21 protein-coding genes and 2 pseudogenes are annotated in these 25,925 nt (G+C 71.3%); 17 read left to right on the top strand and 6 right to left on the bottom strand.

Annotation, left to right across the window (positions count from 1 at the left end; genetic code table 11):
• Window positions 1-171 precede the first annotated feature (171 nt).
• The 7 genes and pseudogenes from FB563_RS04730 to FB563_RS45415 form a co-directional block, all read left to right on the top strand.
• On the top strand, window positions 172-3,000 hold the full coding sequence (locus FB563_RS04730; RefSeq protein ID WP_208766282.1) for a bifunctional acetate--CoA ligase family protein/GNAT family N-acetyltransferase: 2,829 nt from the start codon (window positions 172-174) through the stop codon (window positions 2,998-3,000).
• 19 nt (window positions 3,001-3,019) lie between these two features.
• Window positions 3,020-3,433 carry a hypothetical protein gene (locus tag FB563_RS04725; protein WP_055709177.1) on the top strand — a complete coding sequence of 138 codons (414 nt, stop codon included), beginning with the start codon at window positions 3,020-3,022 and terminating at the stop codon, window positions 3,431-3,433.
• A gap of 10 nt (window positions 3,434-3,443) precedes the next feature.
• The gene (locus FB563_RS04720) at window positions 3,444-4,031 is read left to right on the top strand and encodes a DUF5998 family protein (RefSeq protein ID WP_055709181.1); all 588 of its coding nucleotides are present in this window, start codon (window positions 3,444-3,446) and stop codon (window positions 4,029-4,031) included.
• On the top strand, window positions 4,031-5,221 hold the full coding sequence (locus FB563_RS04715) for an alkaline phosphatase family protein (RefSeq protein ID WP_055709178.1): 1,191 nt from the start codon (window positions 4,031-4,033) through the stop codon (window positions 5,219-5,221). The genes FB563_RS04720 and FB563_RS04715 overlap by 1 nt, the downstream gene beginning before the upstream one ends.
• Before the next feature lie 43 nt (window positions 5,222-5,264).
• Complete coding sequence (locus FB563_RS04710) at window positions 5,265-5,915, top strand: thymidine kinase (RefSeq protein WP_055709179.1); 651 nt, start codon at window positions 5,265-5,267, stop codon at window positions 5,913-5,915.
• Between the two features lie 652 nt (window positions 5,916-6,567).
• Window positions 6,568-7,437, top strand: a pseudogene (locus FB563_RS04705) (LamG domain-containing protein); the annotation flags it as partial.
• Window positions 7,438-7,710: 273 nt separating this feature from the next.
• Window positions 7,711-10,933: pseudogene (locus FB563_RS45415) on the top strand (RHS repeat domain-containing protein); the annotation flags it as partial.
• A gap of 206 nt (window positions 10,934-11,139) precedes the next feature.
• On the opposite strand, the gene FB563_RS04695 reads toward FB563_RS45415, so the two are convergent.
• Window positions 11,140-11,931 carry a VOC family protein gene (locus tag FB563_RS04695; RefSeq protein WP_055704274.1) on the bottom strand — a complete coding sequence of 264 codons (792 nt, stop codon included), beginning with the start codon at window positions 11,929-11,931 and terminating at the stop codon, window positions 11,140-11,142.
• 320 nt (window positions 11,932-12,251) lie between these two features.
• On the opposite strand from FB563_RS04695, the gene FB563_RS04690 reads away from it, so the two are divergent.
• Window positions 12,252-13,103: a sulfurtransferase gene (locus FB563_RS04690; RefSeq protein ID WP_055704273.1), complete on the top strand. Its 852-nt coding sequence runs from the start codon at window positions 12,252-12,254 to the stop codon at window positions 13,101-13,103.
• Window positions 13,104-13,183: 80 nt separating this feature from the next.
• On the opposite strand, the gene sepH is transcribed toward FB563_RS04690, so the two are convergent.
• Window positions 13,184-14,224 (bottom strand): septation protein SepH, encoded by a 1,041-nt coding sequence (gene sepH, locus FB563_RS04685; RefSeq protein ID WP_055704272.1) that lies wholly within the window; start codon window positions 14,222-14,224, stop codon window positions 13,184-13,186.
• A gap of 480 nt (window positions 14,225-14,704) precedes the next feature.
• Here sepH and FB563_RS43890 point away from each other — a divergent pair, with 480 nt between their 5' ends.
• A complete protein-coding gene (locus tag FB563_RS43890) occupies window positions 14,705-15,433 on the top strand; it encodes a hypothetical protein (protein WP_079048544.1) in 729 nt (242 codons plus the stop codon).
• Here FB563_RS43890 and FB563_RS04675 read toward each other — a convergent pair.
• Both FB563_RS04675 and FB563_RS04670 read right to left on the bottom strand, forming a co-directional pair.
• Window positions 15,357-16,676 (bottom strand): D-arabinono-1,4-lactone oxidase, encoded by a 1,320-nt coding sequence (locus FB563_RS04675; RefSeq protein WP_055704270.1) that lies wholly within the window; start codon window positions 16,674-16,676, stop codon window positions 15,357-15,359. The genes FB563_RS43890 and FB563_RS04675 overlap by 77 nt on opposite strands.
• Entirely contained in the window at window positions 16,636-17,874 is a 1,239-nt protein-coding gene (locus FB563_RS04670) for an MFS transporter (protein ID WP_055704269.1), read from the bottom strand. The genes FB563_RS04675 and FB563_RS04670 overlap by 41 nt, the downstream gene beginning before the upstream one ends.
• Before the next feature lie 182 nt (window positions 17,875-18,056).
• On the opposite strand from FB563_RS04670, the gene FB563_RS04665 reads away from it, so the two are divergent.
• Both FB563_RS04665 and FB563_RS04660 read left to right on the top strand, forming a co-directional pair.
• Window positions 18,057-19,184 (top strand): ferrochelatase, encoded by a 1,128-nt coding sequence (locus FB563_RS04665; RefSeq protein ID WP_055704268.1) that lies wholly within the window; start codon window positions 18,057-18,059, stop codon window positions 19,182-19,184.
• A gap of 8 nt (window positions 19,185-19,192) precedes the next feature.
• Window positions 19,193-20,008 (top strand): inositol monophosphatase family protein, encoded by an 816-nt coding sequence (locus tag FB563_RS04660; RefSeq protein WP_055704267.1) that lies wholly within the window; start codon window positions 19,193-19,195, stop codon window positions 20,006-20,008.
• Between the two features lie 77 nt (window positions 20,009-20,085).
• Here the strand turns inward: FB563_RS04660 and FB563_RS42765 are convergent, their stop codons facing one another.
• Entirely contained in the window at window positions 20,086-20,259 is a 174-nt protein-coding gene (locus tag FB563_RS42765; RefSeq protein ID WP_167528465.1) for a hypothetical protein, read from the bottom strand.
• 418 nt (window positions 20,260-20,677) lie between these two features.
• On the opposite strand from FB563_RS42765, the gene FB563_RS04655 reads away from it, so the two are divergent.
• The 4 genes from FB563_RS04655 to FB563_RS04640 all read left to right on the top strand — a co-directional run bounded on the left by FB563_RS04655 (window position 20,678) and on the right by FB563_RS04640 (window position 24,234).
• A complete protein-coding gene (locus FB563_RS04655) occupies window positions 20,678-21,331 on the top strand; it encodes a response regulator transcription factor (protein ID WP_031165802.1) in 654 nt (217 codons plus the stop codon).
• 6 nt (window positions 21,332-21,337) lie between these two features.
• Complete coding sequence (locus FB563_RS04650) at window positions 21,338-22,585, top strand: sensor histidine kinase (RefSeq protein WP_055704266.1); 1,248 nt, start codon at window positions 21,338-21,340, stop codon at window positions 22,583-22,585.
• Between the two features lie 427 nt (window positions 22,586-23,012).
• Window positions 23,013-23,309 carry a DUF4193 domain-containing protein gene (locus tag FB563_RS04645; RefSeq protein ID WP_003997302.1) on the top strand — a complete coding sequence of 99 codons (297 nt, stop codon included), beginning with the start codon at window positions 23,013-23,015 and terminating at the stop codon, window positions 23,307-23,309.
• 13 nt (window positions 23,310-23,322) lie between these two features.
• The gene (locus FB563_RS04640) at window positions 23,323-24,234 is read left to right on the top strand and encodes a hypothetical protein (protein ID WP_199832717.1); all 912 of its coding nucleotides are present in this window, start codon (window positions 23,323-23,325) and stop codon (window positions 24,232-24,234) included.
• 34 nt (window positions 24,235-24,268) lie between these two features.
• Here the strand turns inward: FB563_RS04640 and FB563_RS04635 are convergent, their stop codons facing one another.
• Entirely contained in the window at window positions 24,269-24,733 is a 465-nt protein-coding gene (locus FB563_RS04635) for a DUF3093 domain-containing protein (RefSeq protein ID WP_055704264.1), read from the bottom strand.
• A gap of 58 nt (window positions 24,734-24,791) precedes the next feature.
• On the opposite strand from FB563_RS04635, the gene FB563_RS04630 reads away from it, so the two are divergent.
• Together FB563_RS04630 and dut are read left to right on the top strand one after the other, a co-directional pair.
• A complete protein-coding gene (locus tag FB563_RS04630) occupies window positions 24,792-25,376 on the top strand; it encodes a PaaI family thioesterase (protein ID WP_055704263.1) in 585 nt (194 codons plus the stop codon).
• Window positions 25,373-25,924: a dUTP diphosphatase gene (gene dut, locus FB563_RS04625; RefSeq protein WP_055704262.1), complete on the top strand. Its 552-nt coding sequence runs from the start codon at window positions 25,373-25,375 to the stop codon at window positions 25,922-25,924. The genes FB563_RS04630 and dut overlap by 4 nt, the downstream gene beginning before the upstream one ends.
• Window position 25,925: the final 1 nt, after the last annotated feature.

Below are 25,925 nucleotides of genomic sequence, written 5' to 3'. Positions count from 1 at the left end.
TGCCCTTCAGTCTTCAGGGTTGTCTAGACCAGTTTCCCATACCGTGAAGCATGCCCGGAGCGGACCTTCGTCCGCTCCTTGCGTGGCGTCGGACCGCGGCCTCGATCCGACTTCTCGTCCTCCACAGACTGCCCCGCGCCGTTGTCGGACGCGAGCCGTACTCTGGGGCCCATGCAGACCTCGGCGGACCGGCAGGACCGGCACCACTACCCCGCCCACTGGGAGGCGGACGTGGTGCTGCGCGACGGGGGCACCGCGCGCATCAGGCCCATCACCGTTGATGACGCCGACCGCCTGGTCAGCTTCTACGAGCAGGTCTCGGACGAGTCGAAGTACTACCGCTTCTTCGCGCCGTACCCCAGGCTCTCCGCCAAGGACGTCCACCGCTTCACGCACCACGACTTTGTGGACCGGGTGGGACTCGCGGCCACCATCGGCGGCGAGTTCATCGCCACCGTACGCTATGACCGCATCGGCGCCGACGGCATGCCCGCCACCGCGCCCGCCGACGAGGCCGAGGTCGCCTTCCTGGTGCAGGACGCCCACCAGGGCCGCGGCGTCGCCTCCGCCCTGCTGGAGCACATCGCGGCGGTCGCCCGCGAGCGCGGCATCCGCCGCTTCGCCGCCGAGGTGCTGCCCGCCAACACCAAGATGATCAAGGTGTTCACGGACGCCGGCTACACCCAGAAGCGCAGCTTCGAGGACGGCGTCGTCCGGCTGGAGTTCGACCTCGAACCCACCGACCGCTCCCTCGCCGTGCAGCGCGCGCGGGAGCAGCGCGCCGAGGCCCGCTCGGTACGGCGGCTGCTCATGCCCGGCTCGGTCGCGGTCGTCGGCGTCGGCCGCGCCCCCGGCGGGGTGGGCCGCAGCGTCCTCGGCAACATCCGGGACGCCGGCTACGGCGGCCGGCTGCACGCCGTGAACAAGGCCTTCCCGGAGGACCTCGGTGAGGTCGACGGGGTGCCGGCGTACCGGTGCGTGCGCGACATCGGCGGCCCGGTGGACCTCGCCGTGGTCGCCGTACCGGCCGAGCACGTGCCCGCCGTGGTCGCCGAGTGCGGGGAACACGGAGTGCAGGGACTCGTCGTGCTCTCCGCCGGGTACGCCGAGAGCGGGCCCGAGGGGCGCGAGCGGCAGCGGGCCCTCATCCGGCAGGCACGCGCGTACGGCATGCGGATCATCGGGCCGAACGCCTTCGGGATCATCAACACCGCGCCCGGCGTCCGGCTGAACGCCTCCCTCGCCCCGGAGATGCCCCGCCCCGGCCGCATCGGCATGTTCGCCCAGTCCGGCGCCATCGGCATCGCCCTGCTGTCCCGCCTGCACCGGCGCGGGGGAGGGGTCACCGGGGTCACCGGCGTGTCCACCTTCGTGTCCGCCGGCAACCGCGCGGACGTCTCCGGCAACGACGTCCTCCAGTACTGGTACGACGACCCCGAGACCGACGTCGTCCTCATGTACCTGGAGTCCATCGGCAACCCGCGCAAGTTCACCCGCCTCGCGCGGCGGACGGCGGCGGCCAAGCCGCTGGTCGTGGTGCAGGGCGTCGGTTCCGCGCCCCAGGGACACGCGGTCCGGGCCACCCGGCTGCCGCCCGCCACCGTCTCCGCCCTGCTGCGACAGGCCGGGGTGATCCGGGTCGACACGATCACCGAGCTGGTCGACACGGGGTTGCTGCTCGCCCGGCAGCCGCTGCCGGCGGGGCCGAGAGTGGCGATCGTGGGCAACTCCGAGTCGCTGGGGGTACTGGCGTACGACCGGTGTCTGGCGGAGGGGCTGCGGCCCTCGCGTCCGCTGGACCTGACGACCGGGGCGACGGCGGAGGACTTCCACGGGGCGCTGGCGCGGGCCTTGGCCGACGATACGAACGACGCCGTCGTCGTCACGGCGATCCCCGCGATCGGGGAGGCGTCGCCGGGGGACGCGGAGCTGGCGGAGGCGCTGCGGTCCGCTGCGGCCGCGGTGCCCGGGAAGCCGGTGCTCGTGGTGCATGTGGAGCTCGGGGGGCTTGCCGAGGCGCTCTCGGCCGCGGCCAGTACCGCACCACAGCCCGTCTCCCCGTTCCGCCCGGCGGAACCCCCGCCCACCGCGGTCGCGGCACCCGACAGGCTCAGCCCGGAGTCCCTCCCCGACGGCACCCGTCTCATCCCCGCCTACCCCGCCGCCGAGCGTGCCGTTCGTGCGCTCGCCGAGGCCGTCAAGTACGGGCAGTGGCGGCGGGAGGCCATGGACCCGGGGAAGGTGCCGGAGTACGAGGACATCGACGAGAAGGGGGCCGCACGGCTCATCGGCGAGCTGCTCGCACGAGGGGAAGGGCTGACGATCTCCGACGCGGAGACCTGCGAGCTGCTCGGCAAGTACGGCATCCCCGTGCGGCGCGCGCTGCCCGCGCCCAGCCCCGACGCCGCCGCGCAAGCCGCCCGCTCCCTCGGCTACCCGGTCGCCCTCAAGGCCACCGCCCCGCACCTGAGGCACCGCGCAGACCTGGGCGGCGTACGCCTCGACCTCGCGGACGAGGAGCAACTACGCCGGGCCTACGCCGAGTTGACCGAGCTGTTCGGCAAGCCGGAGGAGCTGCGCCCGGTGGTGCAGGGCATGGCGCCGCGCGGCGTCGACACCGTCGTACGGGCCGTGATCGACCCGGCGGCCGGGGCCGTGCTGTCCTTCGGGCTCGCCGGTGCCGCCTCCCAGCTGCTCGAGGACATGGCGCACCGGCTCGTCCCGGTCACCGACCGGGAGGCGACCTCGCTGGTGCGGTCGATCCGTACGGCACCCCTGCTGTTCGGCTGGCGCGGCTCCACGCCCGTCGACACCCCGGCGCTGGAGGAGCTGCTGCTGCGGGTGTCCCGGCTGGTCGACGATCACCCGGAGGTGGTCGCCGTCACCCTGGAGCCGGTCGTCGTCGCCCCGCACGGCGTGAGCGTCCTCGGCGCCACAGTGCGGCTCGCGCCGCCGCCCGCCCGCGACGACCTCGGTCCGCGCACGATGCCGGCCTACTGACCGGGAATGGGGGGACCGCATGGAGATCGCCGGCCGCGGGCTGCCCGAGGGCAGCTGGTGGGACTGGGAGGTGATCGTCTGGGACGGCGGGCAGCTGAGGCCGGCCGCCGGGTACGACCTCACCCGTCACCACGGCCTGGAGGTGGTCTTCACCGCCCCGGCCCTCGTCTCGTGTCCCCCCGCCTTCCAGGACCCCGTCTTCCGCGAGCCCACCGCCGAGGAGAGGGCACGTCTGCGGCGAACGCCGGGCGGGACGCCGCCCGTCGTGGTCGCGTTCGAGGCGGACGGGGGCGGCCCGGAACCCGTGTCGTGTCCGATCGCCGCGGAGGGGCTGGACATCCTTCCGGGGCTCGTCCCGCGCCGTTCACACGCGCGTGCGCAGGCTTCCCCCGCTCCTCGTGACTGGCCCGGACCCCCCTTGCCCACGGATTAGGATGGACGCCATGGCCAAGACCAGTACGACGACCCAGGGGCTGCGCGCGGCGATCGAGCGCAGCGGCTACTACCCGGCCCTCGTGGCCGAGGCGGTGGAGGCCGCTGTGGGCGGCGAGCCCATCCGGTCGTACCTGGTCCACCAGGAGACCACCTTCGACCAGAACGAGGTGCGGCGGCATGTGACCGTGCTCGTTCTCACCGGCAACCGGTTCATCGTCAGCCACACCGACGAGCAGGCCGCCGACAGTACGTCCCCGACGCCGTACGCCACCACCTCCACCGAGTCCGTGAAGCTCGGCCGGATCTCGTCGGTCGTGGTCAGCCGGGTGGTCGCGAATCCCGAGCAGTACGCGCCGGGCACGCTGCCCCGCGAGGTCGTGCTGACCATCGGCTGGGGCGCGGTCAACCGCATCGACCTGGAGCCCGCCGCCTGCGGCGACCCCAACTGCGACGCCGACCACGGCTACACCGGCAACTCCACGGCGGACGACCTCAGCCTGCGCGTCAGCGAGGCCGGGGACGGCCCGGAGACCGTGCGCCAGGCGCTCGCCTTCGCACAGGCCATCTCGGAGGCGACCGCGGACGTCACCCGCTGATGTCCCAGCTCTCCGCCTGGGACCACCCGGAACCCCTCGCCCTGGACACCGCGCCGCTGCCCGAGTACGGCACGGGCTCCCTCGCCGATCTGCTGCCCACTCTCGCCGCAGGCATGGGCGTACCCGGCATGTCCGCGACGATCCCGGAACTGGCCGCCGCCGACCGGGTCTGCGTCCTGCTCATCGACGGGCTCGGCTGGGAGCAGCTGCTGGCCCACCGGGACGAGGCCCCCTTCCTGACCTCACTGCTCGGCACCTCGCGCGGCGGCACCGGCCGCCCGCTCACCGCCGGCTACCCGGCGACCACCGCGGTCTCCCTCGCCTCCGTCGGCACCGGGCTGCCGCCCGGCGTCCACGGCCTGCCCGGCTACGCCGTGCGCAACCCGGCCACCGGCGAGCTGATGAACCAGCTCCGGTGGCAGCCGTACACCGATCCGCACGCCTGGCAGCCGTACCCGACCGTCTTCCAGCTGGCCCAGGCGGCCGGGGTGCACGCCGCCCAGGTGACCTCGCCGATCTTCGAGCACACGCCGCTGACCAGGATCGCGCTCAGCGGCGGCAGCTTCCACGGCCGGCTGAGCGGCGAGGAGCGCATGGACCTCGCGGCCGAGCAACTGGCCGCCGGGGACCGCTCCTTGGTCTACACGTACTACTCCGAACTGGACGGCGCCGGACACCGCTACGGCGTCGCCTCCGACACCTGGCGCGGCCAGCTGATGTACGTCGACCGGCTCGCCCAGCGCCTCGCCGAGCAACTCCCGCCGCGCAGCGCGCTCTACGTCACCGCCGACCACGGCATGGTCGACGTCCCGTTCGACGAGGAGCACCGGATCGACTTCGACACGGACTGGGAGCTGCGCGCCGGGGTCGCCCTGCTGGGCGGCGAGGGCCGGGCGCGGCACGTGTACGCGGTGCCGGGCGCCGAGGACGACGTGCTGACCGTCTGGCGCGAGGTGCTCGGCGAGCAGTTCTGGGTGGCCTCGCGGGACGAGGCGATCGCGGCGGGCTGGTTCGGGCCGCACGTCGACGAGCGGGTGTACCCACGGCTCGGGGACGTGGTCGCGGCCGCCCACGACGACGTCCTGATCATCGCATCCGAGCGGGAGCCGAAGGAGTCGGCCCTGGTCGGCAACCACGGTTCGATGACGCCCGCCGAGCAGCTGATCCCGTTGCTCGAAGTACGCTCCTGACGCCCGCTGTCCCGACTGTCCGCCGAAAGGTGCTCAACTCCTCATGCCCGAGCTGGTCTTCTTCTCCGGAACGATGGACTGCGGGAAGTCGACTCTGGCGCTTCAAATCGCGCACAACCGCTCGGCCCGCGGTCTGCAGAGTCTGATCTTCACGCGGGAGGACCGTGCGGGCACCGGCAAGCTCTCGTCGCGCCTGGGGCTGGTGACCGATGCGGTGGAGGCCACGCCCGGGCTGGATCTCTATGCGTTCGTGGTCGAGCGCATGTCGCGTGGCGGCAGGGTCGACTACGTCATCGTGGACGAGGCCCAGTTCCTGTTGACGGAGCAGATCGACCAGCTGGCCCGGATCGTCGACGATCTGGACCTCGATGTGTTCGCGTTCGGCATTACGACGGACTTCCGTACCAGGTTGTTCCCCGGTTCGCAGCGGCTGATCGAGCTGGCGGACCGGATCGAGACGCTCCAGGTCGAGGCGATGTGCTGGTGCGGGGCACGGGCCACCCACAACGCTCGCACGGTGGGGGGCGAGATGGTCGTCGAGGGCGAGCAGGTCGTGGTGGGTGACGTGGGCGCGGCTGAGGAGGCCGTCGGGTACGAGGTCCTGTGCCGCCGTCATCATCGCAAGGGGATGACGAGCGCGGCGGCGCGAGCGGCGGCACTGTCGCCTGACGTGTTGCCGGTCACGTCAGGCTGACCGTGCGGCCACGCCGGTCCTGATGACTGGCGATGGGGTCTGGGTCGCCTGGCGAAGGCCTTCACACGGCTGGGCCGAGTCGTACCGGCTTCAGCGTGAACGGCGGGCGGCGGGCGTGGGTGCCGGCTGCTGTCAGCGTGGTGCGGGATCAGTGTGGTGCGGCAGCCCAGCTCCTGGAAGAGGCGCGTGTTGAGAGGGCGCGCTCGGCCCGCCGCCCTGGCGACCGGGGCTTGCTTCGACCCGCCGTCCAGAGCCTGGTCCTGCCTGCCGGATCTGTACAGCCGCCCACGCCACCGCCGCCGACGACGCCCAGGCGATGACGGGTCATGCCGAGGCCTGGTCACAGGCCCTCGGAGCCACGCCGGAGGCACCGGCCCGTTCCTGTTTCGACCGGTTATCTGAGCCGCCTCACAGTCGATTGACCGTGTACCGTCGGCAGTCGTTTACTTTGCGAGACCTTTACAAGATGCATACACGGGGGGATTTGGTGAAGCCTGCGTGGGCCGGCGTGTCGCCGGCGCGGAGGGGACGAAGAGCATGCTCCTGCCTTCTGGGCGGTGCCGTGGCCTCGCTTGTGCTGTCAGCACTGCCTGCGGTGCCCGCCGCGGCAGCTCTTCCGAAGTCGGCGCCCGCTGCGGCGAAAACCGGAACGGTGGATGAGACGACCGCCTCTGCCCGCGCCCAGGCGTCGGGTGAGCCGGTGGAGGTGACGGCGGACCGCACCGAGTACTCCACTACCAAGGCGAACCCGGACGGCTCGTTCACGCTGACGCAGTCGACCACACCTCAGCGGGTCAAGGAGAAGGACGGCGGGTGGGGCGCGGTCGATCCGGTGCTGGAGCGCCGTGCGGACGGCCGGGTGGCTCCCAAGGGTGCGGTCGTGGACCTGTCCTTCTCCGGCGGCGGGCCGGGATCGGACATGATCGAGCTGGGCAGGGACGGACGATCGGTCACCCTGGGCTGGCCCGGATCCCTGCCGACGCCGACGCTGGACGGAGCGACGGCGACCTATGCCAACGTGTTCGACGGGGTGGACCTGCAACTGACGGCCACGGCTGAGAGCTACCGGGAGGTTCTCGTCGTCAGGACGCCCGAGGCGGCGCGGAACCCGGCGCTGGAGCAGGTCGAACTCACCGCGTCCGGGGACGGCCTGTCCGTGGTGCCGGGAGCCGGGGGCGGTCTGCGGGCCATCGACGAAGACGGCAACGCCGTTTTCCGCGGCCCGGCCGGCCAGATGTGGGACTCGGCCAGTGACAGCGGATCGGGCCCGCAGACGCAGTTGCTGCGCACTGACGCCGGGGGGCCGGTGGAGGGCCAGGCGCAAGGCGATCCGTCGCAGCCGGGTGAGGGTGATACCACGGCGGTGCTGCCGGTGAAGGTCGATGACGGCGCGGTCGCCGTGCACCCGGACCTGGACCTGCTGCGCGGCAAGAACACCGTCTACCCCGTCTACATCGATCCCTCGGTCGGGCTGGGCGTCTCGGAGCGTACGAAGATCTCCTCGGACGGCGACAAGTTCTGGACCTGTACGTGGGCGGCACCGAGCAGCCCGGCGAGGACAAGTCCGGGTTCTCCGCGGTCCAGCAGGGGAGCGGCCGGCGGATCCACGGGGTACTACCTGCCTGGCTCGCTGGAATCACTGTGGGCGTGGACCGGTGCGATGAGCGCCGACCAGATCCGCTCCCAGGTGCTGGACACCGACTGACGCCTGATACGCGGTCACCTGCCGACGAGCGGCCCGCTCTCTGAGCGGCCCGCTCGGCACCCGGCGCCTCGAAGACGCCGCCTCATTTTCTTCTTCACCCGCAAGCGGATGACAGCGATCACCACCTACGCGTGGAACGCAGCGGCTTCCACCCCGGCCTTCGAGCCGGTGGACGTGTGGTCCCTCAAGCAGCTCTATCTCGACCCCGGCGACACCGGTGACTCCACCGACGAGTCCCTCTGGCTGGACGAGATCAGGCACACCGGCAAGCGCGGCACGGACCTTGCGCGCCCGTCTCGGACGTGACGGCCGCAGGTGGCACCAAGCCCAAGCTGGACGAGAACACCGGGCGCTGCTACCCGGTGTACTGGTCGCCCAACGGCGAGAAGGACCCGAAGCTCGACTGGTTCCAGAAGTACCCCGTCAGCTCGGTGTCCACCGCCGACCCCCAGGGCGGCTCGGAAGCCGTACAGCACAGCTAGCAGTACACGGGCGGCGGTGCCTGGCACTACGACGAGGATCCGCTGACTCCCGCCAAGGAGCGCACCTGGTCCATCTGGCGCGGCTACCAGCAGGTCACCCACCTCACCGGCGTCTCGGGCCACACGCAGAGCAAGGAGACCACGGTCTACCTGCGCGGCATGAACGGCGACCGGGTGCTCGGCTCGGACGGCAAGACCCCCGACCCCGACAAGCGCAAGACCGTCACGGTCTCCGGTATCAAGGCCGACGAGATCACCGACTCGGAGCGGTACGCGGGATTCACCCGCGAGTCGGTCACCTACAACGGGGACACGGAAGTCAGCGGCACCGTCAACGACCCCTGGTCGAAGCGGACGGCAACCCAGCACAAGTCGTACGCGGACACAGAGGCGTACTACGTCCGCACCGCTGCCACCCACACACGCACCAACATCACCAGCAAGCTCACTCCGTTCGACCGGGTGCACACGGTGAAGACGGCCTACGACGACTACGGCATGGCCGAGACAGTCGAGGACCAGGGCGACGACGCGGTCACGGGCGACGAGAAGTGCACCCGAACCTGGTACGCCCGCAACGACGACAAGGGCATCAACTCCCTCGTCTCCCGCACCCGCACCGTCGCCAAGCCGTGCGGCACCGCGGATTCGGCGCTCGACCTCCCGGCCGACTCCAAGCGTGCCGGCGACGTCATTTCCGACACCGCCACGGTCTACGACGACAGCTCAGCCACCGCCTGGTCGGCGTCGCAGAAGCCCACCAAGGGCGAAGCCACCTGGAAGGGACGGGCCAAGGGATACGGCAGCGACGACGCCCCCACCTGGCAGAAGGTGTCCGGGACGACGTACGACGCCCTCGGGCGACCCAAGACCGTCACCGACACCAACGACCTTGTGACCTCCTCAACCACCTACGCGCCGCCGGACGCCGGACCGCTCACCTCGACGGTGACCGAAGACGCCAAGCACTTCAAGGTCACCGCGGCACTGGACTTCGCGACCAGCGCGACCCTGAAGGCCACCGAGCCGAACAACAAGGTCACCGAGAGCGAGTACGACAGCCTGGGCCGCATCACCAAGCTCTGGCTGCCCAACCGCTCCAAAGTGCTGGGCAAGACCCAGAACTACGTCTACGACTACCACGTCACAGTCGCCAACCCCGCAGGGCGGCCGACTGATCTCCCTGACGCTCTACGACGCGCGAGGCCTCGCGGTCAGTCAGCAGTCCGACATCTGGGACAGCACCTCATCGCCCAGCTCCCAGGCGGTGGAGATCTCGCCAGGCGCCCACGCAGGCGGACACGACGTACGACGGGGCGGCCAGGGCGACGCAGGCCGTGACGAAGGTCCACGGCGTCACCCGCTGGACCACCGACACCACCTACACGGGTGACACCGTCGCCACCAGTGCCCCGACCGGCGGCCAGGCGACCGCCGTGGTCACCAACGCCCTCGGCCAGACGACCCAGCGCCGCGAGTACGCCGGCCCGAAGCCGACCGGCACGGACTTCACGACGACCGACTTCACCTACACCCCTGCCGGCCAGCAGAAGACGATCACCGGTCCTGACCAGACCAAGTGGTCGTACACCTACGACCTCTTCGGCCGCCAGGTCACGGCAATCGACCCCGACAAGGGCAAGTCCACCACCGAGTACAACAGTCTCGACCAGGTCGTCAGCACCACCCCGAACGACGACACGTCCAAGAAGCTCATCTACGCCTACGACGACCTCGGCCGCAAGACCGACATGTGGCAGGTTGACAAGACCGACGCCAACAAGCTCGCCACCTGGGGCTACGACCAGCTCGCCAAGGGCCAGCAGGACACCGCCACCCGCTACGACGGCGTAGTGAGCGGAAAGGCCTACACCGACAAGGTCACGGCCTTCGACGCGATGTACCACGCGACCGGCAGCCAGCTGGTCCTGCCGGACACGGAACCTCTCGTATCGGGCGGGTACGTACCGAAAACGCTGTCGTTCAGCACCGGCTACAACCTCGACGGCTCGATCAGCCAGTCCTCTGCCCCGGCAGCGGGAGGCCTGGCCGCAGAGACAGTCTCCTACACCTCCAACGCCCTCGGAGGGCAGCTCACCGCCAAGGGCACCACCGGCTACCTGCAGGGTGCCGCCTTCTCCCCACAGGGTGACCTGCGCCAGCTCACTCTGGGTATGGACGGCGCGTCCTCGGCGAAGAAGGCCTACCTCACCTGGGACTACGAGGAGGGCACCCGCCGCCTCACCCGCTCCTACGTCACCGACGACGTGCACGGCTACATGCCGCAGGAGCTGAGGTTCACCCAGGACGACGCGGGCAACGTCACCTCCATCTTCGACGGCACCACGCAAGGAGGCACGGCCAAGGCCGACTACCAGTGCTTCGCCTACGACGGCGACCGCCGCCTGAGCGAGGCCTGGACGCCGAAGACCGCGGACTGCTCGGCCTCCGGCCGGACGGTGGCCAATCTCGACGGGGCGGCGCCGTACTGGACGTCGTACACCTACACCGGCGCCGGCCAGCGCAAGACGGAGACGCAGCACACCACGTCGGGCGACAAGGCCATGCCGTACACCTACGACGCCCCCACCGACAGCAAGCCGCACACGCTGGACAACACCACCGGCGCACGGGCGGCCACCTACTCCTACGACAGCAGCGGCAACACCACCTCACGCCCCGGCCCGGCCGCCCAGCAGACCCTGGCCTGGAATACCGAGGGAGACCTGTCCAAGCTCACCGAGGGCACCAAGGAGACCAGCAACCTCTACGGGCGCCTCGGCACGGAACTCCACCTCACCACCAAGGGCAACCTGACCCTGGCCCGCGGGCACCGCCCGACCCCGCCCCCCGCGGGCGCTGCCTGACCCTGGCCCGCGGGCGCTGCCTGGACTTGCCCCCTTGTGGGTGCTGCCTGATCTCGGCCTGTGGTGCCGTTCGAACTCGCTCTACGGGCCCTGTTCGTACTCGCCCCCCGCGAGCGCTGCCCAATCCCACCCCGCGAGCTGCCCGACCCCCGGCTGAACCCGCGGAGCGCTCAGTGTGGGTTCTGGATCACCGAGAACTCCGCGCCCTCCGGGTCCGCCACCGTTGCCACCCGGCCGTGCGGGCTGTCGTGCGGTGGTCTGATGACGCGGCCGCCGAGGTCCGCCACCTGCCGGACCGTCGCGTCGGCGTCGGCGACCTCGAAGTACGTCTGCCAGTGCGGTCCGCGATCGCGGGGCAGGCCATGGCCCACGCCGTGCAGTCCGGCCACCGGGCGGCCGGCGAGATGGAGCGTCACGTAGTCGAAGTCGGCGGAGAGCACCGGCTCCCGCTCATAACCGAACACGGTCGCGTAGAACTTGGAGACGCTCTCGGTCTCGAAGGTCACCAGCTCGTTCCACGCGGGCGTGCCGGGCACTCCGTGGATCGCGGCGCCGAGGTGCGCGGCGCCCTGCCAGATGCCGAACACGGCTCCGGAGGGGTCCGCGGCGATGGCGATCCGCCCGGCCTCGGCGGCGTCCAGCGGCCCGACCGCCACGGTGCCCCCGCACTCCCGAACCGTGTCGGCCGTCTGGTCCACGTCGTCCGAGGCGAGGTACGGCGTCCAGGCGATCGGCAGCCGGCGGTCCGGTGGCAGCTGGCCCATGCCCGCCACCTCGTGCCCGTCCAGCAGCGCCCGCACATACGGGCCGAGCTGCTGGGGGCCCGGCCGGAACTCCCAGCCGAACAGCTCAGCGTAGAACTCCTCGGTGGCGGCCAGCCCGTGCGCCATCAGGCTCACCCAGCAGGGCGTGCCGGGCGCACGCCGCGCGTGCGGGCCGGCCGGCTCCCGTGCCTCGGTCATCGATCACTCTCTCCCCGGCCCCTCGCGGTGGCCGTGTCGCATCCGCTCCCCGCAAGGGGTGTCCACGCCGGCGGCGGGTACGCCCGTGCCGGTGCCCGCATCCTCCACGCCGCGACGGGACTTACCGCGCCGACGCTCGGCGACACCTCCGGGAGGATGCCCGGTCTGCCGTCTTTCGCCGCTTCCTGACGATGGCCGGCGGGTGTCCGCCGGTTGTACAGCACGTGCTCGGTCCCGTACGCCCCGTGATCGAGCCGGTCCGGCCGAGCAGAGTAGCCGGACCTGGACGCCGCGGCCACCCCTGGCGTATGCATGGCGCCATGACAGCCATCATCACCGCATCCGATCTCGCACACGAGCTGACCGGGGACCGCCCGCCGGTCCTGCTGGACGTGCGCTGGCAGCTGAGCGTGGCGAAGGCGGCGGGCGCGCCGGCCTTCGACGGGCGGGCCGAGTACGCGGCCGGGCACATCCCCGGCGCGGTCTTCGTCGACCTGGACCGGGAACTGGCCGCAGAGCCCGGGGAGAACGGCCGGCATCCGCTGCCGGACCTCGCGGAGTTCGGCGCCGCGATGCGCCGTGCGGGCGTCTCGGCCGGCCGGCCGGTCGTCGTGTACGACGGCGGGCAGGGCTGGGCGGCGGCGCGCGCGTGGTGGATGCTGCGCTGGACGGGTCACCCGGACGTGCGGGTCCTCGACGGCGGATTGCCGTCCTGGCGGGGCGAGCTGTCCACCGAGGTGCCGGATGCGGCCGAGGGCGACTTCCGCCCGGAACCGGCCGCTGCCGGCCTGCTGGACGCGGACGGCGCCGCTGCCCTGGCCCGCGCGGGTGTGCTGCTGGACGCGCGCGCGGGGGAGCGGTACCGCGGCGAGGTGGAGCCGGTCGACCGGGTCGGCGGGCACATCCCGGGTGCCGTGTCGGCGCCGACGACGGAGAACGTGGGCCCCGACGGACGCTTCCTTCCCGCGGACGAGCTGCGGGACCGCTTCAAGGCCCTCGGCGTGTCCGGGGACACCGAGGTGGGCGTGTACTGCGGCTCGGGCGTCTCCGGCGCCCACGAGGTCCTCGCGCTCGCGGTGGCCGGTATTCCGGCGGCCCTGTACGTCGGTTCCTGGTCCGAGTGGTCCTCGGACCCGACCCGCCCGGTGGCCGTGGGGGCGGATCCGCAGTAGCGGATGCCGGATGCCCCTGGGGGCAGGGAGAAGTGGGGGCACACATGCGTGCCCCCACTTCCGCGGTCCTGTACGGCCGGCTACTCCTGCTTCTTGCGCCGGGTGCCGAACACGATCTCGTCCCAGCTCGGCACGGCGGCGCGGCGGCCGGGGCGGACCCCGTCGGCCTCGGCCTGCCGGTCGGTGGCGCCGATGAGCCGGTCGCGGTGGCTGCCGACGGAGCGGGGCATGAGGACGTCCGCGTAGGCCGAACCGGCCGAGGCGGCGGGGGCCGGAGGCTCCTCCGCGGCCGGTTCGTCGGCGGGCTCCTCCGGCGTCTCCGCCGGACGCTCCGGGACCACCAGGTCGCCCCGGAAGCTCGGTACCGCCTCCAGCAGGCTGGTCAGCGAGTCGCGTTCGCCCGTGCTCTCCTCGGTGGGCTCGGACGGCTGCGCGGGCAGGCTCGGCCGCTCCCGCTCCCCCCGGTCCAGCGCGCGGTCCATCGAACGCTCGCGCGGCAGACGGGCGATGCGCGGGACGAACGGGAAGCTGGGCTCGGGCACGGCGAGGTCGTCGGACTCGCCGATCAGCGAGCGCGCCTCGTCGTCCACGGCCTGGACGAGCCGCCGGGGCGGGTCGTACGTCCAGCTCGCCGAGTGCGGTTCGCCCGCGACCCGGTAGACGAGGAGCACCTCCCAGGTGCCGTCGTCGCGGCGCCAGGAGTCCCACTGCACGGTGTCCTTCTCGGCGCCGCGCAGCAGCAGCCGCTCCTGCACGGCCTCGCCGAGCAGCGGTCCGGAGTTCTCGCCGGGGCGGCGGACCGGGGTCTTGCGGGCGCGCTCGGCCATGAAGGCGCGCTCGGCCAGCACGGGCCCCTCGAAGCGCCGGACCCGGTCGACGGGGATGCCGGCGAGCTGTGCCACCTCTTCCGCGGTGGCACCCGCACGTATCCGCGCCTGGATGTCACGGGGGCGCAGATGGCTCTCGACCTCGATCTCGATCTGGCCGAGGCGCGGCCGGTCGCCGCGCACGGCGGCGCGCAGCCGTTCGTCGATCGGAAGGGTGTACTCCGTTGCGTCGGCAGCCTTCAGCACCAGCCGTGTGCCGTCATTCGAGACGGCCACGACACGCAGTTCGGGCATGGGGACCTCCCGGGTGGTGCCTGCCGACGTCACGTGCGTCGCTGCTTCCGCTAGTCGAGTGTGGCCTGCCCGGGTGCAGCCTGCCACAACCTTGCCGAGTTGCCCGGCGTGTCGGGCACGGGCCCTGGACCGCCGTTATGGCACGGTTACCTATTCGCAACGCTAAGTGACCAAATCTGTCACCCTGTGCAACTAGCCCCCTCCCGGCGGTCCTTCAAGGCCGCGGACACCCTGGTGGGAGACCGGACCCAGGGCTCGCAACAGTACTCCATTTGGACCATGTGCGTGGATGGGCGCGCCGTCCAACTTCTGGCAAGGGTGGGGACTTGGCCTTCGGCAACCGGTTTTGCCGATCATGAACGTGGCGAACTTCACGCAATCCCCAGAAACGGAACTAATGGTTTCTGCTCTACGTCCCTATCTCGTGCAGTCGGTCGGCCAATGTCGATCAGGTACGGGAAAGACAGGAAAGTTCCGGGTATGCGTGAAACACCCGATGCGGGTCGCAAGCGGATCGACCTGAGCGTCCCCCAGGTCGCGGGCAGCGCCCTCGCGGCCGTCGTGGCGGCCAAACTGGCCTCGTACTTCGGGGTGTACGGCACGATCCTCGGCGCCGGAGTCGTCAGTGCCGTGGCGACCTGCGGGGGCACGCTGTTCCAGCACTTCTTCAGGCGGACCGGGGAGCAGCTGAGGGAGGCGACGGTCGCGGCCCGTCCCCGGGACCAAGTGCCACCGGCCCCGGGCGAGTTCACCGAGGGAACCGTCTACCGCGCGCGGGTGAGGAAGACCTGGCGGCGGCCCGTGGTCGCGGCCGCCTTGGTCTTCGGGGTGACCATGGCCGGCATCACGACGTACGAACTCGTCTCCGGCAACAGCTTCAGCGGCGGTACGGGTACGACGGTCAGCGACGCCGTCACCGGCCGGGGCTCGTCCGCCTCGACGCCCGACGCGCCCGGCGGGTCCGGTGCGACACCGGTCCCTTCGGACACGCCGTCCCGCGGGAGGGCACCCGATGCCGGTGCCGGTACGGCGCACAGCGCGACACCGGCGCCCGCTCACTCCCCGAGCGGGGAGCCGGGCGGCGGCCCGAGCCCGTCCCCGACACCCACGCCCAGTGGGTCCACCCAGGCGCCTACGACCCCAGAACCCTCCGCAAGTAGTCGTTCTGGAACAGCCGTTCCGGGTCAAGGCGGTCCCTCAGCGCGGTGAACTCGCCGAAGCGCGGGTAGACGCGCGCGAAGTACTCGGCGTCCCGGGTGTGCACCTTGCCCCAGTGCGGCCGGCCCTCGTGCGCGGTGAGGATCCGCTCGGCGGCGGTGAAGTAGGCCTGGTACGGCGTGCCCCGGAACATGTGCACGGCGACATAGGCGCTGTCCCGGCCGGAGGCGGTGGACAGGGCGATGTCGTCGGCCGGGGCCGTGCGCACCTCGACGGGGAAGCTGACGCGCAGCCCCGAGCGGTCGACCATGGCCTTCAGCTCGCGCAGCGTCTCCACCAGGGCCGCGCGCGGGACGGCGTACTCCATCTCCACGAAACGCACCCGGCGCGGCGAGGTGAACACCTTGTACGGGATGTCCGTGTACGACCGCGCGGACAGGGCCTTGCTGGAGATCCGGGCGATGGCGGGAACGGTGGCGGGGGCGGCGCGCCCGACCCACTGGGCCACCTGGAAGACGCCGTTGGAGAGGAACTCGTCCTCGAGCCAGCCGGCCAGCTGCCCCACGGGCTGCTCGGGACCGGCGCTGCGGTTGTTCCGCTTGGTGTTGGTGTTGCCGGTGTGCGGGAACCAGTAGAACTCGAAGTGCTCGTTCTCCGCCCAGAGTTGATCGAACTCGGCGAGGACCCGGTCGAGGGGCATCGGCTCCTCGCACGCGGTGAGCAGGAACAGCGGCTCCACGGCGAAGGTGATCGCGGTGATGATGCCGAGGGCGCCGAGGCCTATTCGGGCGGCCGCGAAGACCTCCGGGTTCTCCTTCTCGGAGCAGGTGAGCACCGAACCGTCCGCCGTGACGAGTTCGAGCCCGGTGATCTGGGCGGCGATCGAGGCCGACTCGCGGCCCGTGCCGTGCGTGCCGGTGCTGGTGGCCCCGGAGACGGTCTGCTCCATGATGTCGCCCATGTTGGTGAGGGACAGACCCTCGCGCGCCAGCGCGGCATTGAGTCTCTTGAGCGGGGTGCCGGCCTCGACCGTGACCGTCATGGCTTCGCGGTCAATCCTGCGGATGCCCGTCAACAGTTGAGGGCGGATCAACACACCGTCGGTGGCCGCGATCGACGTGAAGGAGTGCCCGGTCCCGACGGCCTTCACCTTCAGGCCGTCCTCGGCGGCCCGCCGCACCGCCGCCGCCAGCTCCTCCACCGAGGCCGGCGCGACCTGCCGGGCGGGCCGGGCCGACACATTGCCGCCCCAGTTACGCCAGGTGCCGTTCTTCCCGCTCGCTGTGCTGCTCAACGGTGCCTCCCCGACCCGCGGCCGGCCTGCGCAGCCGGCGGTACCCGAGGAAACCGACCGCGACCGCGACGGCCCCGGACATGGCCGGAACCCCGTACCCGGCCCGTGCCCCGGCGGCGTCGATCACCCAGCCGGCCACGGAGGAGCCGAGCGCGACCCCGACCGCGAGGCCGGTGCTCACCCAGGTCATGCCCTCGGTGAGCTGCGCGCGAGGTACGTGCTCTTCGATGAGGGACATCGTCGTGATCATCGTCGGCGCGATGGACAGCCCCGCAACGAACAGCGCCACGGCCAGAAGCGGCAGGTTTCCGACCAGTAGGAGGGGGATCATACTCACGGCCATCGCCGCCACGCCCAGCAACCAGCGGCGTTCCGGCCCTCCGGTGAAGCGCAGCAGCCCGAAGACCACCCCGGCCACACAGGAACCGGCCGCGTACAGCGCAAGGACGATGCTCGCGGCACCCTTGTGGCCCCGCTCGTCGGCGAAGGCGACGGTGACCACGTCCACCGACCCGAAGATCGTGCCGGTCGCCACGAAGGTCGCCACCAGGACCTGCAGCCCGCCCGAGCGCAGGGCCGTGCCAACGCCGTGCTTCTCGCGCGGGTGAGGCCGCGGCTCGGTGGCGCGCTGGGCGGTGAGCCAGAAGACGCCGGCGGCCAGGAAGCAGACGGCGAGCAGCGGCCCGGCCTCGGGGAACCAGGCCGTGGACAGCCCGATGGAGATGATCGGGCCGAAGATGAAGCAGATCTCGTCGACGACCGACTCGAACGAGTACGCGGTGTGCAGCTTGCCGGTGCCCCGGTACAGCGCCGCCCAGCGGGCCCGGATCATCGCACCCAGGCTGGGCACCGAGCCGATTCCGGCGGCGCACACGAACAGCACCCAGTCCGGCCACTTCACGTGCGCGGCGAGCAGCAGCCCGGACGCCGCCGTGAGGGCCACCAGGGTCGCGGGACGCAGTACCCGGCGCTGCCCGTGCCGGTCGACCAGCCGGGATATCTGCGGCCCGATCACCGCGGCGGACAAGGCGATGGCGGCCGACAGGGCGCCCGCGAGCCGGTACCGTCCGGTCAGCTGGGAGACCATCGTGACCACACCGATGCCCATCATCGACAGCGGCATCCGGCCGAGGAATCCCGCGGCGGAGAACGCCTTGGTGCCGGGTTCGGTGAACAGGGCTCTGTAGGGGCTGGGCACGGGGTCTCCGAAGCGGCTCGGTAAGGCGCGAATGCGGCCGATACAGATTACGGTTAGGGGACCCTAATTGCACCTCGTCCGGTCGGGGAAACTCGGGGGGAAAAACCGCCATGAACCGACTGGAATCCGACTCTTCACCCCGCCGTTGCCCGGCTGTCAGTACCGGGTGGCAGGATCGAGACATGCCAGACGCGCTCGATGCCACCCCCTACGACGCCCTGCTCCTGCTCTCCTTCGGCGGTCCCGAAGGCCCGGACGACGTGGTCCCGTTCCTGGAGAACGTCACGCGCGGGCGCGGCATCCCGAAGGAACGCCTGAAGGAAGTCGGGCAGCACTACTTCCTGTTCGGCGGGGTCAGCCCCATCAACGACCAGAACCGCGCCCTGCTGGACGCCCTGCGCAAGGACTTCGCCGAACACGGCCTGGACCTGCCGGTCTACTGGGGCAACCGCAACTGGGCGCCGTATCTGACGGACACCCTGCGCGAGATGGCCGCAGACGGCCGCCGCCGCATCCTCGTGCTCGCCACCAGCGCCTACGCCTCCTACTCGGGCTGCCGGCAGTACCGCGAGAACCTCGCCGACGCGCTGGCCACACTGGAGGCGGAGGGCCTTCAGCTGCCGAAGATCGACAAGCTGCGGCACTACTTCAACCACCCCGGCTTCGTCGAGCCCATGATCGACGGGGTGCTGCGCTCCCTCGAAGACCTCTCCGAGGACGTCCGCGCGGGCGCCCACATCGCCTTCACCACCCACTCCATCCCGGCCTCCGCCGCCGACACCTCCGGCCCCGTCGAGGCCCACGGCGAGGGCGGTGCCTACGTCGAGCAGCATCTGGAGGTGGCCCAGCTGATCGCCGACGCCGTCCGCGAGCGCACCGGCGTCGACCACCCCTGGCGGCTCGTCTACCAGTCCCGCTCCGGAGCCCCGCACATCCCGTGGCTGGAGCCGGACATCTGCGACCACCTCGAGGAGCGGCACGCGGCGGGCGTCCCGGCCGTGGTCATGGCGCCCATCGGGTTCGTCTCGGACCACATGGAGGTCCTGTACGACCTCGACACCGAGGCCACGGCCAAGGCCGGGGAACTGGGCCTGCCGGTGCGCCGCTCGGCCACCGTGGGCGCCGACCCCCGGTTCGCCGCCGCCGTCCGCGACCTGATCGTGGAGCGCGCCGCCGTGGAGCGCGGCCAGGAGGTCACTCCCTGCGCTCTGGGCGCCCTGGGCGCGAGCCACAACCTCTGCCCGGTCGGCTGCTGCCCCGCCCGTGCGTCCCACCCGGCCGCCGCCGGTGCCGACAGCCCCTACGCGTGAGGAGACCCGTGACCGACCCCCTGCACCGGGAACTGCTGGAACTGGCCCAGGAGGCCGCCCGCCGCGCCGGCGAGCTGCTGCGGGACGGGCGTCCGGCCGACCTGGCCGTGGCGAGGACCAAGTCCAGCCCGATCGACGTCGTCACCGAGATGGACATCGCGGCGGAGAAGCTGATCACCGATCTGATCTCCGGCCGGCGCCCCGACGACGGCTTCCTCGGCGAGGAGGGCGCCTCCGTCGAGGGGTCCAGCGGCGTGCGCTGGGTGATCGACCCGCTCGACGGCACGGTGAACTACCTGTACGGGCTGCCGACCTGGGCGGTGTCCATCGCGGCCGAGCGGGACGGGGAGACGGTCGCCGGGGTCGTCGCGGCCCCGATGCGCGGCGAGACGTACCACGCCGTGCGCGGGGGTGGCGCGTGGGCCACCGGCGCATGGGAGGGCGAGCGGGCGCTCGCCTGCCGCCCCGCGCCCCCACTCGACCAGGCGCTGGTCTCCACCGGCTTCAACTACGTCGCCGAGGTCCGCACCCACCAGGCCGAGGTGGCCGCCCGGCTGATCCCGCTGCTGCGGGACATCCGGCGCAGCGGCTCGGCCGCGGTCGACCTGTGCGACGTGGCCTGCGGCCGGCTCGACGGGTACTACGAGCGGGGGCTCAACGCGTGGGACTTCGCCGCGGGTGACCTGATCGCCCGGGAGGCCGGCGCCCTGGTCGGCGGGCGGCCGGGCGAAGGTCCGTCGCGGGACCTCACCGTCGCCGGCTCGCCGGGGGTCTTCGAGCCGCTGCAGGGCCTGCTGGAGGACTTCGGGGCCTGGCACGACTGAAAGCGATCGGCACCCGCACACGCAAAGGGACCCCGGCGCTGGATTCGCCGGGGTCCCCTCTTGCGCTTTCGGGCCGATCAGACGCGTGACGCGCCGACCTCCACACCGTGGTCGGCGGCGAGGCGTCGCAGGTCGTCGAGCTCTGCCTGCTCCACCTCGACGAGGAAGTCGTCGCCCTCGTCACGAGCCCGCGACAGGTCGGACTCGGTCGCCCTTATGCGCTGCAGAAGTCCTGCGGTGAAAGCGTCCATGCTGCGCCCCCTCGTCCTGGGTCGTGGGTCGGTGGCACGGGGGTGTGCCTGTTGGGAAAGGGGCGATCACGTCTCTCGCGGGTGCCCAGCGCTGCCCTGCCGGGCGGCGACGGTGCCGGACACCCGCGCCCACTCTGCAACAAGCGGATCGCGGAGTACCGCATGGTGCTGCGGCACATGCAGAGCGTGATCGCGGGGTGTAAAGCCGTCCTCCCCCCGCTCCCTCACCCGGAAACCTCAACCGGAGGAGAAAATCTCGTATTCCTGCCCCGGGGCGCCGGTCTGTGCGGTCCACAACCCGCCTTACAGCCGACTTACGGCCGAAAAGGGCAGGATGGAGGTCACACCCCACGAACAGCCCTGCCCGCACGCGCCCACGGCGCGCTACGCGGGTGGACCTTGAGGAAGGACAAGCGACGTGCGCGTACTCGTCGTCGAGGACGAGCAGCTGCTCGCCGATGCGGTGGCCACCGGACTGCGCCGGGAGGCCATGGCCGTCGACGTCGTGTACGACGGTGCGGCCGCCCTGGAGCGCATCGGCGTCAACGACTACGACGTGGTCGTCCTCGACCGCGACCTCCCGCTGGTGCACGGGGACGACGTCTGCCGCAAGATCGTCGAGCTGGGCATGCCCACGCGCGTGCTCATGCTCACGGCGTCCGGTGACGTCAGCGACCGTGTCGAGGGCCTGGAGATCGGCGCCGACGACTATCTGCCCAAGCCGTTCGCGTTCAGCGAGCTGATCGCGCGCGTGCGCGCCCTCGGCCGTCGTACGAGCGTTCCCCTGCCGCCGGTCCTGGAGCGCGCCGGCATCAAGCTGGACCCGAACCGCCGCGAGGTCTTCCGCGACGGCAAGGAGATCCAGCTCGCACCCAAGGAGTTCGCGGTGCTGGAGGTGCTCATGCGCAGCGAGGGCGCGGTGGTCTCGGCCGAGCAGCTGCTGGAGAAGGCCTGGGACGAGAACACCGACCCGTTCACCAACGTCGTGCGGGTGACGGTGATGACCCTGCGGCGCAAGCTGGGCGAGCCGCCGGTGATCGTCACCGTGCCCGGCTCCGGCTACCGGATCTGATCCGCCATGGCCGCCACCCCCGCGCCGCCCCAGGCGCCGCCGAAGCCCACCTGGGACCCCAGAAGGCCACAGCCCCCCTTCCCGTGGCTGCGCCCGACCATCCGCATAAGGCTCACGCTGCTGTACGGCGGCATGTTCCTGATCGCCGGCATCCTGCTGCTGTCGATCATCTACCTGCTGGCCGCCCAGGCGATCAGCACCGGCAACCAGCCGCTGTTCAAGATCGTCAGCGGTACGTCGATCCGGGTCTCCAGCGACAACTGCCCCGCGATCAACACCACCAGCCTGCCGCTGTCGGAGTTCAACGACGCGATCGCCCAGTGCGTGGACCACCAGCGCCAGGCGGCCCTGGACAACCTGCTCAGCCGCTCGCTGCTGGCCCTGCTGGGCCTCGCCGTGATCGCGTTCGCGTTCGGTTACGCGATGGCCGGCCGCGTGCTGTCCCCGCTCGGCCGGATCACCCGCACCGCCCGCCAGGTGGCCGGTTCGGACCTGTCCCGCCGCATCGAGCTGGACGGCCCGGACGACGAGCTGAAGGAGCTGGCGGACACCTTCGACGACATGCTGGAGCGGCTGCAACGGGCCTTCACCGCCCAGCAGCGCTTCGTCGGCAACGCCTCCCACGAGCTGCGCACCCCGCTCGCGATCAACAGAACGCTGCTGGAGGTGCATCTGTCGGACCCGAACGCACCGGTGGAGCTGCAACAGCTGGGCAAGACCCTGCTGGCCACCAACGAGCGCAGCGAGCAGCTGGTCGAGGGCCTGCTGCTGCTCGCCCGCAGCGACAACCAGATCGTCGAGCGGGGGCCCGTCGACCTGGCCGAGGTGGCCTCCCAGGCCATCGACCAGGTGCACGCCGAGGCCGAGGCCAAGGGCGTGAAGATCCGCGGCGAGCGCAAGCCGGCGGTCGTGCAGGGCAACGGCGTGCTGCTGGAGCGGATCGCACTGAACCTGGTGCAGAACGCGGTCCGGTACAACGTTCCCGAGGACGGCTGGGTCGAGGTGAATACCGAGGTCCAGCACGGGCAGGCGGTGCTGACCGTCACGAACACCGGGCCGGTGGTGCCGGCGTACGAGATCGACAACCTCTTCGAGCCCTTCAGACGGCTCCGTACGGAGCGCACGGGCAGCGACAAGGGAGTGGGCCTCGGCCTGTCCATCGTCCGGTCCGTGGCCCGCGCGCACGGCGGCCACATCGTGGCGCAGCCCCGCGAGGGCGGCGGCCTGGTGATGCGGGTCACCCTGCCGCTGTGATCCCTGACCGGGACGCCCGACCGGGCGTCCCGGGCCCGGGGACGACACACGCGGGAGGTGTTCGCTTCACGCGGAATTTTTCAGCCGCCGAATGAGCTTGCTCCTGTGTGATCGATCACATGGGCGGATTTTCAGCCATGTACTCTGCGTGATCATGAAACATGGCGGAAAGCCGGGAAAGTCCTGGTTTTCAGGGCACGTGATCACGGGAAGTACACGGTGAGGCGCCTTTGAGGTGCGGCATTCGAACCGTGTACGGTCCTCACCGCCATCCAAGCCGATCACTCTTGAGGGATCGGATTGGGTGTCGATTGAGTAACAGACCTTGATGTGAGGCAAAATCTCCGCCTCAGGTCGGGCACAAGTCCGGCCTCTCACGCGTTACGTGCGCTGGAGACACCGCAGACACCCAGAGGGGGAGAGCGATATGGCAACCGATTACGACACTCCACGCAAGACCGACGACGACGTCGACTCGGACAGCCTTGAAGAGCTGAAGGCCCGACGGAACGACAAGTCCACCTCGTCGGTGGACGTCGACGAGTTCGAGGCCGCCGAGGGCCTCGAACTGCCCGGCGCCGACCTCTCGAACGAGGAGCTGGCCGTCCGGGTGCTGCCGAAGCAGCAGGACGAGTTCACCTGCATGAGCTGCTTCCTGGTGCATCACCGCAGCCAGCTGGCCCGGGAGAAGAACGGTCAGCCGATCTGCCGCGACTGCGACTGAGGTCGGGTCGGCCGTGTCTGGCTCGACCCCTCCACGGAAGCGCCGCTTCTCCCAGGGGAAAGCGGACGAAGGGCCGTCCGACGGCCCGCACGGCGCGCGTGACGACGAGCGGGGTACACCCGGAGTGGTGGCCCCGCTCGAACCGGCGGCCGACCGGGGCGACCACCCGGCGCCGGTGCGGCAGCCCGTGCCGGTCGCGCGGCGGGTCGCGGTGGTGCGTGGGAAGGCCAGGGACATGGCCCGGGAAGGCGTCCGCAAAGGCGGCAGCCGCGCCCGCGCGGGCCTGGCCTACCTCGCGGACCGGATCATCGAGATCGCCCCGCGTGTCCCCGTACGCGACCTCGCGACCCTGCGCCGGCAGTTCCCGGGCCTCGGGCCCGAAGAGCTCGCCGACAAGCTGGTGGCGGGCGCGGCGGCCGGCACCTCGACGGTCGGAGCCGGGATCGGAGCGGCGGCGATGCTGCCGGTGCCGCCCGCGATGCCGACCGAACTGGCCGCGGAGATCACCGGGGTCGCCGCGATCGAGCTGAAGCTCATCGCCGAACTGCACGAGGTCTACGGCGTACGGCCGCCCGGGAACCTCAAGACCCGCAGCACCGCGTATCTGTCCTCCTGGTCGGGGGAGCGCGGCATCGACGTGATGAAGCCGTCGACGTACGACACCGCCCTCGGCGGCCAGATGAAACGCCGGCTGCGCCAGCAGATCATGAAGCGCATGGTCCGGGACCTGCCCAACCTCATGCCGTTCATGGTGGGCGCCGCGGTCGGGGCGGTCATGAACCGCAGGGACACCAGGAGACTCGCCGCGCGTATCCGTGCTGACCTGCGCGGGATCCAGGTGCCCTGGGAGGAACTGGAGGAGCTCCCGCCGCTGGAGGAACCGGCTGAGCCCCTGAACCTGCGCGACCTGCCCGAAGAGCTCTAGACGCGCCCCGGCCGGTCTAGGCCCTGTCGTCGATCTAGGCGTGCGCCTTGCGCGCGGCCTCGATCGCCGCCGCCAGCCGCTCCGGCTCCCGCGTCGACAGATACAGGTACGGCGTCGGGTCCCCGGGGTCGGTGACCTCCACCCGCAGCGCCGTGGGGATGTAGGCGCGCAGCAGCAGGAAGGCGCGGGTGTCGGCCTTGTACGTCCGCCAGGCGCGGGCCTCCTCCGCGTCCAGCACCTCGGAATCGCCCAGCGCCGACACCGGGATCTTCGCCTCGCCCGCGATCAGCGAGTCGCCCACGACCCGGATGCGCGGGGAACCGTACGCGCTGGCGACCACCGCCGCCGCTGCCGTACCGCCGACCAGGCCGCCGAGCAGCGGCAGGGTGCCGAACGGAAGCAGGATCAGGGCGAAGGAGACCCCCACCAGGAAGCTGATCAGCCACCACGAGCGGGGGGCGGTGAGGCGTTCTTCGTAGGGGGTGGCGGAGAGCTGCATGAAGCCAAGCTTGGCACGGGATCCGAAGAGCGCTGATGCGCGGGTAAGGTCTGCGGCTGTGAGTGGTAGTTCCGTAAGCCTTCAGCCTCCCGCCGACGCGGTGAAACCGGTACGGCACCCCGACGCGCCCGCGCCCGGAGAACTCCTCGGCGCCCACTACGGACACTGTTTCGGCTGTGGTCCCGGGCAGCCGCACGGACTGCACCTGGAGGCCCGGGCCGGCGAGGGCGTCTCGCTGACCGCCGAGTTCACCGTCCAGCCCGCCCACCAGGGCGCCCCCGGCCTCGCGCACGGCGGAGTGCTGGCCACGGCCCTCGACGAGACCCTCGGCTCGCTGAACTGGCTGCTGCGGACCATCGCCGTCACCGGCCGGCTGGAGACCGACTTCGTGCGGCCCGTGCCCGTCGACACCACGCTGTACCTGGAGGCGGAGGTCACCGCCGTCGCCGGCCGGAAGATCTACTCCACCGCCACCGGACGCATCGGCGGCCCCGACGGCCCCCTCGCGGTGCGCGCCGACGCCCTCTTCATCGAGGTCAAGGTCGACCACTTCATCGACCACGGCCGCAAGGAGGAGATCCAGGCCGCCATGAGCGATCCGGACCAGATCCGGCGCGCCCGCGCCTTCGAGGTGAACCCGTGAGCCGCGGCCACCTGAACGTGCTGCTCCGGCGTGTCGACCCCGACGTACCGCTTCCGGCGTACGAGCATCCGGGGGACGCCGGAGCCGATCTGCGCACCACCGAGCCGTGCGAACTGGCGCCCGGGGAGCGCGCGGTGCTCCCCACGGGGGTGTCGATCGCCCTGCCCGAGGGGTACGCGGCCTTCGTGCACCCACGCTCCGGTCTCGCCGCGCGCTGCGGTGTCGCCCTCGTGAATGCCCCGGGGACGGTTGATGCCGGGTACCGTGGAGAGATCAAGGTGATCGTGGTGAATCTCGACCCGCGCGAGTCCGTGCGGTTCGAGCGCTTCGACCGGATTGCCCAACTGGTCGTCCAGCAGGTCGAGAGGGTCCGCTTCCAGGAGGTGGCGGAGCTTCCCGATTCGACGCGGGCCGAAGGGGGCTTCGGGTCCACCGGTGGCCATGCCGCGGTGGGCGACGAGAGCGGCACAAGCGGTCAGGCCGCCGAGGGCGGTCCGACGGGTGGGAATCGATACGCTTCGGTCGTATCCGACCGGGAAGGACAGTGAC

This window comes from Streptomyces puniciscabiei (assembly GCF_006715785.1).
In the GTDB taxonomy this organism is placed as follows: domain Bacteria; phylum Actinomycetota; class Actinomycetes; order Streptomycetales; family Streptomycetaceae; genus Streptomyces; species Streptomyces puniciscabiei.
This window is presented reverse-complemented; position numbering and strand designations above follow the sequence as displayed.